Raw genomic sequence first — 13265 nt, forward strand, 5'->3', positions numbered from 1 at the left:
CCGACGGCGGGCGAGGGAATCAACGCCGGTGAGAGCCGACGGCGGGCGAGAGAATCAACGTCGGAGCAGTCGACGCCGGGGCGAGAACCGGCGACGGGTCACGGCTCACGTCCGGTGCTCGTCGACGAACGAGACGGCGGTGTCGAACACTTCGTCCGCCGTCTCGGGGTCGCGGGCTTCGGCGGCGACGCGAACGAGGGGCTGGGTGCCGCTGGCGCGAACAAGAAACCAGCCTTCGTCGAGGGTGACGCGGACGCCGTCGACGGTGTCGGCGTCGGCGTAACGGTCGGTCACGGCGTCGCTCAGTCGCGACATGAGTCCCCGTTTGTCGTCGGTCTCGACGTTCGTCCGCCGGATGGGGTACTCGCCGACGTCCGCAGCGAGCACGGAGAGTGGCCCCTCGGCGTCGACGAGCGCCGCGAGTCGGACGGCGGCGAGCGACCCGTCGGGGCAGAGCGTCTGGTCGGGCCAGATCCACGCGCCGGACTGCTCGCCGCCGAAGACCACCCCATCCTCGGTGGCTCTCTCGGCGACGTACACGTCGCCGACCTGCGTGCGCGACACCGACGCGTCGCGTTCGGCGAGGACGTCGTCCAGGATGAGGCTCGTGTCGACCGGCGTGGCGACGACGTCGCCGGGGTTCGCGCGCTGGCGGGCGAACAGCGTCATGAGAACGTCGCCGGAGAGGAACGCGCCCGTCTCGTCGACCGCCATCATCCTGTCGGCGTCGCCGTCGTGAGCGATGCCGAGGTCGGCGTCCGTGGCCGCGACGTGGCTGCACAGCGACGCGCAGTTCTCGGCGGTCGGCTCGCTGGGGCGGGCGGGGAACCGGCCGTCGGGCTGGGCGTTCAGCGTCTCGACGTGGCAGCCGAGCGCCTCCAGCGCGTCGGCGGTGACCTCGCCCGCGCCGTTCCCCACGTCGACGACGACCGAGAGGTCCAGTTCGTCCTCGACGGCGTCGACGAGCGTCGCAACGTGACGGTCCGCGGCCTCGTCCCAGCGGGTCTCGGTCCCCGTCCCGTCCCAGCCGGCGAACTCGAACGCCTCCTCCTCGACGGCGCGGGTGATCTCCTCGCGCTGGGCGGCGTCGAACGCCTGCCCCGACGGGTTCCAGAGCTTGATGCCGTTGTCAGTCGGCGGGTTGTGCGACGCCGTCACCGAGACCCCGGCGTCGGCGTCCTGCCAGGCGACGCTCCGGGCGACCGTCGGCGTCGCCGCGAGGCCGAGTCGCACCACGTCCGTCCCGCACTCCCGCAGCCCAGCAGAGAGGGCGTCGCCGAGGAACCGTCCGCTCTCTCTCGGGTCGCGGCCGACGACGACGCGCTCGGCCCCCGTCAAGGCGAGCGCGCGTCCCACCGAGAGCGCGAGCTCCGCCGTGACGAGTTCACCGACCGGTCCCCGGATGCCGCTGGTTCCGAACATGGTACGGTTCACTCCGGGAGCGAAGAAAAGCGTTCGCCTTCGTGGAGACCGCCACAGAGCTCCCGGACGGGTGACGTGTCGGGACCGTCTCTAGGGGTCACGGTCGAGGTCGTCGAACCCGACCTGCGAGACGGTGTCTTCCGACACGCCGAGCGCGAGCAGACGGCGGCGCAGTTCGCGCCGTTCGTCCGTCGAGAGGGAGGCGATGCGGACGTCCGCGTCGGACCCGGTCGTCCGGTCGTCGCCGACGAACGTCGCGTACTCGTCGGCGATGAGTTCCGCTTCCAGTTTCGGTACCGTTCGGGGGACCCTGTACGTACTCATCTTACCTGGCATCGTTCACAGGGCCTCACGGCTGGTGCTTAAGTGTATTTTACGCTGAGAAACCTGTGTTTGTTCCGTTCGGTATCGCTATTGCCGTTTCCGTTGACGAGCAGGTTTTCACGGGACGGCGCTCCGGGAAGAGGACGACGGAGTCGGGAAATCGAATCGAGGAGTGAGCGGACCAGATACAGGAATCGAGAAAAGAGGGGCCAGGACACGAGGAGATGACGAGAACCAGCACGGGAGTCGGGACGGTACCTGACGAACGCGGGCGTTCGAATCGACGGTGACACGGCAGTCGGTGCAGTCGGGAACGACGATAATCGCCGAGGCGGATCGGGAATAAGAATGACCACCGAGGCGGGTCGGGAACGACGCCCGGAACCTCTCGTCGGCGGGCTCTGAATTGGTAATCAGAAATGATAATTACAGCTACTCTGACCTGACAGTTACTCCCCCATATACGACATAGAACCCCTGAAACCCAATTTTATTACGTTATCGAGGGTGTGTAAAGGTTCATAAAGGTGTGACACATCAGGGACAAGTAAGGCGACAGACCCTATCGCTGGCACGGGCACGACGATGACGGATCGCACCTCACGGATCGGGCGGGACAGTCGCGGCGTCTCACCAGCCGTGGGTGTAGCGCTGCTGTTCGCGGTCAGCATCGTCATCGCCGCGGTCATCGGCGCGTACGTGATGGGCGAGCGCCGGATCGCCCGCGGCGACGCCAACGTCGACGTCAAGTTCGACCAGATCAGCTTCGACGACGTCGACGTCCAGTTGCTCTCGACCGGGATGGCCGAAGAGCCGAACCAGGTGACGGTTTCCTCCGAGACCTGCAAGATCAACGGGAAGATCGGGGGGACGCAGAACTTCACTCAACTCGGCGAGATCATCCCGGTGAAGAACTGCCCGAACGACGCCACGATAACTGTCTTTGCCAGGGTAAACGGGGAACGGTACACAGTCGATATGTACGACGCGGCGTGAACACCGCCGCGCTGGCCGTACTGCCAGGCGTGACGTTCGGCCGTTACACGTACCAGGCGTGACGTCGAGGGTGCCGCGAAGTGGAGCGACAGCGTGGTCACCACGCGGGGCTCGCGTCGGACCACGCGGGGAACACGCGTTCTTGCGCGATGGTCGTGTGAGCGCCACGCGACGAACAGGAATGCGACCCAACGCCCACTTTTTTGTGCTTCCGCGTCGTCGTCGATTCGACCCATGAGCGAATACGACACGGACGTTCTGGTCAGTGCGGACTGGGTAGAGGACCACCTGGACGAGTTCCAGAGCGACGACCCCGACTACCGCATCGTCGAGGTGAACAGCCCCGAGAGTCCCGCCGAGGACTTCCCGTCGCGGTACGACGAGGGCCACGTCCCCGGCGCCGTCGGGATGGCGTGGGACGAGGACCTCTCGGACGCGACCCAGCGCGACATCCTGAAGAAAGGGGACTTCGAGGAGACGGTAGGCGATGCCGGCATCGGCCAGGACTCGACCGTCGTGTTCTACGGCGACGGCTGGATAGCGAACTGGTTCGCGCTGTTCGCCTACTGGCAGTTCAAGTACTACGGCCACGAGGACGCGCGGGTGCTGGACGGCGGGAAAGATTACTGGGTGAACGAGGACTACCCGATGACCGAGGACGTCCCCGACTTCCCGACGCAGGAGTACGAAGCCCGCGGCCCGTTCGAGAGCATCCGGGCGTACAAAGACGACGTGGACAAGGCGATGGAGAGCGGCCTGCCGATGGTCGACGTCCGCTCGCCCGAGGAGTTCACGGGCGAGAAGATAGCGCCGGAGGGGATGATGGAGACGGCCCAGCGCGGCGGCCACATCCCCGGCGCGAGCAACGTCCCCGTCGCGGAGGTGCTGAACGACGACGGGACGTTCAAGTCGGCCGACGACCTGCGTGAACTGTACAGCGAGCACGGCGTCGACGGCGAGGAGTCCATCATCACCTACTGCCGCGTCGGCGAGCGCTCGTCCATCGAATGGTTCGCCCTGGCGGAACTGCTCGGCTACGACGACGTGCGTAACTACGACGGTTCGTGGACCGAGTGGGGGAACCTCGTCCGCGCCCCCATCGAGACCGGCGAGTCCGAGTGACGGTCAGAAACGAGTCCGAGTGACGGCCAGCGGCAGTGCCGTCACTACCGCGGACGGGGAACGTCGTCGGGGAACTCGACCGGGTCGAGGTCCTCGGTGACCTCGAACACCATGACACCCTCGTTCTCGTACTGCAGGTCGTAGCGGTACGACTCCATGAGGCGGTCGCGCACCCACGACTTCTGGTAGCTGTCGACGCCGCGCACCGTGTAGTGGCCCTTCGGGACGTAGATGTAGTCCGGTTCGACGTCGTTCTCGATCATCGCTTCGTCGAGGCAGGCGACGCCGGGACATCGCGAGAGATGCTTGTACAGCTGGAGGTGGTGCCTGTACGGACCGGGGCCTTCCCATTCGACGCCCCACGGGCCGACGGCGATGGACCGGTCGGTCATGAGCGGGAACCACTCCGCGGCGTCGCCGAGAACGACGAAGTCAGCGGACTGTGCCGTGTTCTCCTCGGCCCAGTTCATCGCGGCGAGGTCCTCGTCGTCGACGAACGCCGGCTGGCTGTTGCTCTGGTGGTGGGTGTGCAACAGGCCGGCGGCGTAGGCACCGCCGCTTGCGGTCGCGAGCAACCCGAGCACGACGATGGCCACCAGCGGGGCCGACCGGCGGTAGCGGGTCCGCGTGTACAGTGCGCGGACGCGCGGGACGACGACCTCGAAGACGAACACGGAGGCCATCATCGCCCCGGCGGGGAACTGGAAGCGGACCTTGCCGAGCATGAACGCCGCCGACGCCAGCCAGAGCGGGAGGAACGCCCGCCGCTTGGCGAGCAGGTACGCCCCGCCGGCGTACGAGCCGAGGTAGAAGCCCGTCGACGCGTCGAGGTCGAGCGGGAAGACGAACTGGTCCAGCAGCCGCTGGACGCCGCCGCCGATGCCGGTGTGGGTGCCGGACGCCGCGGTGAACACACCGACGCCGTGCGTCGCGACGATCTGGGTCCACCACGGCGAGGCGAGCAGGAGTCCGGTCGCGGCGACCGCCGCGCCGTTCAGCAGGCCCGCCAGCGACCGGTCGAACCAGGCGTACATTACGAGGTAGGTCGTCCCGAAGTACACCGTGTAGACCGGGTGGGTGAGAACGGTCAGTCCGAACAGGACGCCGGAGGGAGCGAGCCACGTCCGGTTACCGGTCCGGAACAGTCGCAGTCCGGTGTACGCACCCGTCAGCGCGAACAGGAACGCGGGAGCGCGGACGATGCCGCCGGCAGAGAGGTGCCACTGGAGCGCCGGCGGTGCGACCGCCATCAGCAGCGTGGCGAACCCGGCCCGGGGCGTCGACGCCAACACCTCGCTGGCGAGGTAGTAGAACGGCACGAGCGAGAGCACCACGAAGAACCCCGGGAGGAGCCGCGAGAGCGTGATGGGGTCGACGCCCGTGACGTCCATCAGGACGGCCGAGACGTAGTACATCAGCGGCGGATAGCCGAAGGGGACGCCGTCGGCCGTGTAGCCGGGGATGCGTGCCGGGAGCGCGTAGCCGTGCGCGCTGATCTCCTGGGCGATCTGGAGGTACAGGCCGGCGCCGTACGCCGGGTACGGGTGGGTCGACAGGTAGATAACGTACATCAGCAACCCGGCCGCGATGGCGGTCGCTATCCAGACCCGTTCGTCGCTCGCCAGGTCGAGCAGTCGCGAGACGACGCCCCAGTTCTGTCGTTCGTTGACCCTGTGTGACATCGGAGTTCACCTCGGCGGCGATACCGGCGGCCGGTCGTTCGCCGACGGAAGTGTCGAGCTGTCCGTTGCCGGCTGGTGTGCCGGTAGCTGGTCCGTTGGGGCCAGTAGCGGGTCCGTTGGGAGCCGTCGGGAGAGCGCACGCACGTTCGAGGTTCCTGTCATGGTTGCCGTCCGTCTTCCTGTCGTGGTTGCCGTCCGTCCTCCTATCATGGTTGGCGTCCGTCGCGCACGACTGGATTCCGTCGTCGTCCGTTGCCGGGACGATGTCGACGTTCGCGGGCGACATCGGAGTGGCTCCGTCGTTCGTCGGCGGCGGGCCCCGGTCATCGTTTGCGCTCCACGTGAACCGTCCACGGAATCGATAGCGACCGCGACGACCAGCGCCACTCGACGGCGATCCAGGTCACCGAACCCAGGACGGCTGCCAGCAGGGCGATCAGTTCGGTCGGGCCCATCCACGCCGGGAGGACGTACATGAACGCGTTCATGTACCGGCCCGGGACGAGTTGCTTTACCCCCAACCAGATACGTCCAGCAATACCTTCTTTCTGGTTGTCGTTTACCTCGCCCGACTGGCCCGGGTCGGACACCTCGCTCGATCCGAGTCCGAGCGACTGCGCACTCTCCCCGCCGGTGCTCTCGTCGCCGGTTCCGAGCCGCTCGGCCTCGTACGGGAAGGCGATGTCGACCGACCAGACGACGTTCCCCTGCTGGTCGAGTTCGAGCACGCGGTTGCCGTTCGAGTCGGTGACGAGCGTGTGACCGTTCGGTAGGCGGTCGGCGTCGCGCGGCCACTGCGTCCGGGCGTCCCGCCACGTCCACGACTGCTCCCACGACCCGTTCTCGCGCTGGTACTCGACGACCCGATTGTTCTCGGAGTCGCCGACCAAAACGGCCGGCCCGCCGTTCTCAGCCGGGATGTAGTCCGGGTTGTGTTGCTCGTAGAGGACGTCGTGTGCGTTGTCCGAACCCAGCGTCCAGTTCTTCAGCAGGCCCGTCTCACGGTCGATGAAGACGACCTGGTCGTGGTTGCGGACGCTGACCATGATGTGGCCGTCCTGGACGGCCTCGACGTCGTTGATGTGCGTCCAGTCCTCGGGGAACGGCCCGCCGCTCGTCTTGGGGTCGAACGCCTGCTGGGCGTTCCACGCCCACTCGACCATGCCGGTCGTCGTGTCGACGACGAACACGCGGTCCTTCGCTATGTCGGCGACGACGTACCGCGTGTCGTTGAGACGGTCGCCGTCGTGCCACCGGGTGGAGTGCTTCCCGGGCGTGATGCGACTGAAGATGGGCGTCACCGTCCCCGTCGAGAGGTTCACCCGTTCGATACCGTTGCGGGTGCACGTCTCCGAGCCGCACTCGGACTTCGGGAGATGGTCGGCGTAGAGGTACTCGACGGTGGCGCGGGTCCCCTTCACCGGGTCGACGTCCCAGTAGCGCGTGTGGCTGTCGTTGTAGTAGAGGACGGTCCCGTTCGGGTTGAACGCGACCAGTTCCGCACGCGCACGCGGATCGTCGCCGGACTCCCCGAGCCACGTGTTCGAGTCCGTCGCGATCACGGTGATGTTGTCCCGCTCCTCGACGACCTGCGTACCACTGCCGTTCGAGATGTCTGCCTGGCGAATCTGCTGGTCGGTCTGGCCGACCGAGGAACTGGCGGCGGCGTTGACCAGTGCGAAGAGTGACACGACGATTATCGAAGCGAAGACGATTCGATAGACCTTCCTGGAGGGCATTCTCTATGCTCTAAATACGTCCACTCACTTTTTATTATCCCGTCTTTAGTGGACTGTGGACTGTGTGAACGGTTAGTACGGGTAGTTCGACCGAACAGTTGAATTGCGCCATTGTGCCGCGTGAAACAGTGAAACTGACGGCACGCGAACAGTTCCGTGTGATGTGGTAACAGTATTTAGTGAGAGACACACACCGGGTTTCCAGTGAAATAGGATGAAAGGGGGTGGGGGTGGAGACGAAATGGGGGTTCGAAGGCGTCGGTCAGGGTGTACCCAGTTTTGGTTCGGTACGGAGTTTGGTTCGGGCCGGAATTTCGGATTGGGCCGGGAACAACTCGGCTCCATGTCGACAGCGACAGTTCTGGACATTGTTCGGTCCCCAGCCGCCCGCCTACGCAAGCTCGACTGGCAACTGCTCCGAGTTGTGACTCGACCACGTGTTCCGAATTGAAACTCGGTTACGCGTTGTGAGTGAGATTCGTCACGTCGATTCCGAATTCGGGAGCGGGATATCGGTGGGCGGGATTCGAAGGATGGAATCGAAGATAGCGACATAGAAATATGAACGTCCGCAGGGAGCGAAAACTGGAGACGAATGGACAGAAAGGAGAAAGTTCACTGGAAACCAGGTGTCTTTCCGTCCGTCACTGTCGTAGTCATCGGAACCCAGCGTTCAGTATTCAATCAGGAGTCAGTATTCGTTCAGGGTACAGTGATTGTTCAGATTCAGTGCTCTTTTGGCATCCAGTGTTCGGTCGGAACGCCGAATCCGACGTCAAGACCGTTACTCACGAGTTACTGACCGTCTCGATCTCCTCGATTCCCGGTGTTCACCGACGTGGTATTTCACTGGAAACAAGGTGTCCCCCACACGAAGAACGCTGTCGTCGTATCGAATGTAAGATCGTATATACCAGGTCAGGGCAGACTCTATAGGTCGGGTTCTGACGACGGGTCAGATCGATTTCTGAAGTGTCATTTCGCAACGATTAGCTTCTCATACCGGATGTCGGAAGTGTCGTTTTCTCGTCGGATATACCCCTGAACTGCGGGGATTCACCGGAAAGGAGGTGTGCAACTCTGTCGGAAAGGGCGTGTACGATTACACTGGAAAAGTGGTGTACTGCTACGCTGAAAACGAGACTGCGCTGAAAACGAGACTACACTGGAAACGAGGTGTCTATACCGAGGTAGCGAGTCGACGACGGAAATGCCGTCGACGTATCGAGGCATAGGACCGAAGAGACGCTCCACGATATCTCGGAGAAGTTCGGCGGCTCTCGGTGACATCACCTGGAATCGTCGAAGCCTATGAAGAAGGGACACCAGGCTTCCAGTGAAAACCGACTGACTCCGGGGCGGTAACACACGTAGAACCACAGTTTCGCCTGGAGCTATTCCGTGATATATCACGGAATATTTAAACCAAGTGAAGCAATCAATGGACTATACGAAGTTGTGTTATTTAAACCATTTGGTTCGCCCATCTCCGAATGATAGTCAATAGCTCGATAGTTGTTATCGAGGGTGGCTGTGAGATAGTCGAGAGTGGCTGTGACCCCGGGTCGGTGGATCGGATCGATGACGGAGCACAGGATCCAGAATCTACGTCTTCATACCACTACCTGGTTATTTTGGGCTGCTAGCATCCGATCTTCGCTCATCGTTCAACCTGTTCCCGGTCATCTCCGAACATTTTCGCCCGGCTATCTCCGAACATTTTCGCCCCTCCCTATTCTCCCGTTTCACTGGAAACCCGGTGTGTGTCTCCCATCGAACGAACGTCTTGTTTCATCGTTCGCCACCCGCAACAGTAAAGGGATTTCACTGGAAACGTGGTGTCCATGAGCGACGCCGACTCGGACGAACTGTTCTCCCGGGAAGACCCCATCTTCGCGAAGAAGGAACTCCTGGAGATCAACCACCTTCCCGACCACGGGCGTATCGTCGGTCGCGACGACGAGATCTCGGCGCTCGCCAACGCACTCAACCCCGCGTTGTTCAACCAGTCACCGAGCAACGTCCTCCTGTACGGCAAGACAGGGACCGGGAAGTCGCTCTGCGCCAAGCACGTCTCTCGCAGACTCGTCGACGAGGCCGACGAGGAAGGCGTCGCCGTCGGCGTCGCGTACGTCGACTGCGCCCAGGACAGCACCGAGACGCAGGCGGTCCAGACGATCGCCAGTACGACCAACACGCCGGAAACCGACGTCTCGATTCCGGACAAGGGAATCTCGACGTCGACGTACTACAAACGTCTCTGGCGGATCCTCGACGAGGAGTACGACGTCGTGATCGTCATCCTCGACGAGATCGACAAGCTGGAGAACGACGACATCCTGATGCAACTCTCTCGTGCGGGCGAGGCCGGGAAGCTCGAGCGCTGCAAGCTCGGCGTCATCGGCATCAGCAACAAGATCAAGTACAAAGACCGGATGGACGAGCGCGTCAAGTCGAGCCTCTGCGAGCGCGAGTTCGTCTTCCCGCCGTACGACGCCAACCAGCTGCGCTCCATCATGGACGCGCGCAGCGACGCCTTCCGTGAGGGCGTCCTCGAACCGGGGACCATCCCGCTCGCGGCGGCGCAGGCGGCCCAGGAGCACGGCGACGCCCGGAAGGCCATCGACATCCTCCGGTACGCCGGCGAACTCGCGCAGGCCGAGAACGCCGAGACCGTTCGCGAGGAGTACGTCAAGAAGGCCCGCGAACGCGCGGAGAACGACCGCTTCCGCGAACTCATCCGCGGGGCGACGCCGCACTCGAAGTACGCCCTTCAGGCGCTCGCCATCCTGTCGATGGACAACTCCGAAGACGCGTTCCGGACGAGTCGCGTCTACGAGGTGTACGAGCAGGTGTGTCGCCAGATGGACAGCGACCCGCTCTCGACCCGCCGCGTCCGCGACCTGCTCCGGGAACAGGCGTTTCTCGACGTCATCGAGCAGACCCGCCAGAGTGGTGGTAGCGCCGAGGGGAGCTACACCGAACACCGCCTGCTGGAAGACCCGCAGGTCGTCAAGAACGTCCTCGTCTCGGAGGGGTGAACGTCTTCGTCTCGGAGGGGTGAACGTCTTCGTCTCGAAGGGGTAGTTCCGCCCGAGTCGACTGCTGTTCAGTGACCACAACGTCTCGACATTAACCGAAGGTCAGCAATCAAATTTGCAGATTTCTGCTCCAAGAGGCTTCAACGTCGATGAATTCACTGGAAGTCTGGTGTCTAACATAGTGATAGGTCCGGGTCGACGATGTCGCGCCGACGCAACTGCCGTCCGCCACGACCGCTACCCGGTCTTCCGCATCTCCCAGAGGTCGGAGAAGGTGATGGCCTCGATGCCGTCCGTGGCATCGACGTGCTGTAGCAGTGCCTCGTACTCGGTGACGTTCATCGTGTTCTTGTTCCCGAAGTCGTGGAAGTTGAGGATGCCGACGTTGCGGTTCGCGGCGACCTGGTCAACGAGTCGCTTGGCGATGTCGAGGTCGTGTCCGATGGTCCGGGGGAGGACGAGGGGGTCGAATCCGTGGGCTCCGGTCGTGTTGACGCTACCCGACTGGTTCATCCCGCCCATGTAGTGGTAGTCGCCGACGACGTCCAGCGCCGTCGCGTCGTAGTTGTTCCCCGGGTACACGACGAAGTCGGCCCCGCGGATGTCGTTGTCGATGAGCCACTGCTTGTTCCGTCGGAGGACGCCGTTTAGCTTCGCCCTGGAAACCTCGGCGAACCGCGACTGGCCGCTCCCGTGGGCGACCACCTCGTCGCCCTCCGACTGGCGTTCTCGCATCTGGTGGGGAGTCATGAACAGTTTCGACCCCGCGTCTGACGGATGCGGCGGCTGTGTGATCACCGCCGGGAAGCCGTACCGGTCGTGTAGCGGCGCGGCGTTGCGGTAGTAGCTGCGCTTGCCGTCGTCCCAGCTGAAGACGACGTACCCCTTCTCGGGTTTCCGGTGCGTCCGAACGTCGTCGACCCACGCGACGGCCTTCTCGTCGCTGGCGTTGTTCATGCGCAGGCGCAGGCGGGTGACCGCGCTGCGGTCGAACCCCGAGTCCGAGTCGTAGGTGCCTGGACAGGTCCGGAACCAGCCGACGTCCGAGGGCGACATCGTTATCGACCGCAGATGGTGCTCGGCGGCGTTGCCGTTCTCGTCGAGCAACTGGACGAAGAACGCGATGCTCCCGGGCGTCGCCGTCCGGAGCGCCACCGAGAGGTCGCGGTCCGTGAAGTCCGTCGGGGCGAACGACGTCTCGATGACGCCGTGGTCGCCGTTCTCGCCGACGAGCTTCGCGCTCCTGTCCCCGCGGAACGTGGTGCTCTGGTCCGGCTCCATCGACCCCTGGTTCGTGTTCCACCTCGAGAGGTCGTCCATCGCGTCGAAGCTCTCGCCCGGCGAGCCGAAACGCTCTCGGGGGTCGTACTCCGTCTTCAGGGACGGAACTGCCTCGGTCGTGGTCGCGGTCGACCCGGTCGTCCCCGTCCCCTTCGTCCCCGTACCTGTCGGTTCCGTCGACGTTCCGTTCGGGGTCGACCCGGACAGGTCGCCCGAACATCCCGCGAGCGAACCGGCGAGCGCGACGCCGGAGAGTCGGAGGACCCCTCGGCGCGTCGTACGACCGCTGGAGTCGTTTCCGGACGAGTCTAACATGATCTCTTGTCTGGGAGAAACCATCCTTCGGACTTGGTTAATTACAGCGTAACCGTGTCAACCGATATCGTGGATGAGATATATAATCGACAGGTTCGGACGCGGCAAAATTCGGCTCGCCCGAAGCTACCGCCCCGTCGACGATCTCCTCGTCCGCAGCGAGCGGGACCGAACTAGACACGTGCTAAACCGGCAGCAAGCATCGGGCCGTGCTGTCCGAATCGTCCCGCTGTCCGAGTCGCAACACCCGGGTCCGAGTCGCAACTGCCGTGTCCGAGTCGCAATCACCGATGTCGCTCGTCGGCGGCCAGTGGCCGTTCGGCCCGCGACATACGGAGGCCAGGCGTCGCAGAAGGCCCCGGCGTCCCGACCCCCGTCGAGGAGCGCCCGCGACCGGACGGCGACGGTGCGGGACGGGAGTCGACCAGTGGTCGACCGATGCTCCACTGACACTCGACCGATACCTGACCGATACCCGACCGGTACTCGACCAGTGTCCTCTCGCTGTCCGACCGGTCCCCGATCGGCGGCGCGTCAGTCCGTGGAGAGGGAGACGCTCGCCGTGTCGGTGTCGTCGTTCGCGTCGGTGACCTCGAGTGTCACGGTCAGCGACCCGCAGGCCGGCACAGTCACGGAGACCGAACCGCCGGATTCGTCGCACCGGCCGTCGCCGTCGGTGTCCCACTCGTATCGAAGTCGGTTCCCGGTCGAACAGGCGGCGTCGAGGCGGACGACGTCTCCGGCGTCGAGGTCGTCCGGATCGAGATTCGGCGTCGCCTCGATGCACGCCTCGGGCTTCGGGCCGTCGCAACGGTCGTCCGGTTCGTCGTCCGTCGGGAGGCGGTGGTCGGCGTCCGGTCGTTCGTCGCACGATCCGAGCAGAAAGAAGTTGGCGTAGTAGACGTACCGGTAGTCGAGCGTCGACCCGCCCGGATACGTCGCGACGAACAGTCTCTCGTCGGCGACGACGGGCGTTCCGGCGGTGGGCGGGTCTTCGGGCGACGTCTCGAGGTCGGTGCTGTCGAGCAGGTACGTCCACTGCCGGTCGCCGGTCGGCGCGTCGACGGCGTGGACGACTGCCCGGCCCGTCGACGGGGTCGACCCGGGGACGTACTGCCCGCCGACGTACACCGTACCGTCGCCCACGACTGGACTGCTGAAGAACTCGCCCTCTATCGCGGTCCTCCACGCCGTCGTCCCCGTCGCCGCGTCGAGGGCCGTGACGACGGAGCCGTCCGTGGCGACAGCGCCATCGTCGTCCGAGTCGAGGAGGACGACGTGGTCGTCCGTCACGGCGAACCGTCCGTCCCACCCGTCGTTGCCGTACTCGCGAGTCCACTCGA

At 64.4% G+C, this 13265-nt stretch carries 9 protein-coding genes; 3 read left to right on the top strand and 6 right to left on the bottom strand.

The features are described from left to right. Window positions 1-105: 105 nt before the first annotated feature. Together glmM and NKT36_RS19170 are read right to left on the bottom strand one after the other, a co-directional pair. A complete protein-coding gene (gene glmM / locus NKT36_RS19165) occupies window positions 106-1422 on the bottom strand; it encodes a phosphoglucosamine mutase (RefSeq protein ID WP_327054170.1) in 1317 nt (438 codons plus the stop codon). Window positions 1423-1512: 90 nt separating this feature from the next. Next, entirely contained in the window at window positions 1513-1746 is a 234-nt protein-coding gene (locus tag NKT36_RS19170; RefSeq protein ID WP_327054171.1) for a hypothetical protein, read from the bottom strand. 639 nt (window positions 1747-2385) lie between these two features. Here NKT36_RS19170 and NKT36_RS19175 point away from each other — a divergent pair. Together NKT36_RS19175 and NKT36_RS19180 are read left to right on the top strand one after the other, a co-directional pair. Then, on the top strand, window positions 2386-2742 hold the full coding sequence (locus NKT36_RS19175) for a hypothetical protein (protein WP_327054172.1): 357 nt from the start codon (window positions 2386-2388) through the stop codon (window positions 2740-2742). Between the two features lie 234 nt (window positions 2743-2976). Next, window positions 2977-3864, top strand: a complete 888-nt coding sequence (locus NKT36_RS19180) for a sulfurtransferase (protein WP_327054173.1) — start codon at window positions 2977-2979, stop codon at window positions 3862-3864. 44 nt (window positions 3865-3908) lie between these two features. Here NKT36_RS19180 and NKT36_RS19185 read toward each other — a convergent pair whose 3' ends face one another. Further along, entirely contained in the window at window positions 3909-5546 is a 1638-nt protein-coding gene (locus tag NKT36_RS19185; RefSeq protein WP_327054174.1) for an ArnT family glycosyltransferase, read from the bottom strand. Window positions 5547-5869: 323 nt separating this feature from the next. Continuing rightward, entirely contained in the window at window positions 5870-7237 is a 1368-nt protein-coding gene (locus NKT36_RS19190) for an aryl-sulfate sulfotransferase (RefSeq protein WP_327054175.1), read from the bottom strand. A gap of 1892 nt (window positions 7238-9129) precedes the next feature. Here NKT36_RS19190 and NKT36_RS19195 point away from each other — a divergent pair. Further along, window positions 9130-10326, top strand: coding sequence for an orc1/cdc6 family replication initiation protein (locus tag NKT36_RS19195; RefSeq protein WP_327054176.1), 1197 nt, complete (start codon window positions 9130-9132; stop codon window positions 10324-10326). 237 nt (window positions 10327-10563) lie between these two features. Here NKT36_RS19195 and NKT36_RS19200 read toward each other — a convergent pair whose 3' ends face one another. Together NKT36_RS19200 and NKT36_RS19205 are read right to left on the bottom strand one after the other, a co-directional pair. Further along, window positions 10564-11922, bottom strand: coding sequence for a polysaccharide deacetylase family protein (locus NKT36_RS19200; protein ID WP_327054177.1), 1359 nt, complete (start codon window positions 11920-11922; stop codon window positions 10564-10566). 534 nt (window positions 11923-12456) lie between these two features. Further along, window positions 12457-13215 carry an outer membrane protein assembly factor BamB family protein gene (locus tag NKT36_RS19205; protein ID WP_327054178.1) on the bottom strand — a complete coding sequence of 253 codons (759 nt, stop codon included), beginning with the start codon at window positions 13213-13215 and terminating at the stop codon, window positions 12457-12459. Window positions 13216-13265: the final 50 nt, after the last annotated feature.

Origin of the sequence: Halomicrococcus gelatinilyticus (assembly GCA_024227995.1) — an archaeon.
GTDB lineage: Archaea > Halobacteriota > Halobacteria > Halobacteriales > Haladaptataceae > Halomicrococcus > Halomicrococcus gelatinilyticus.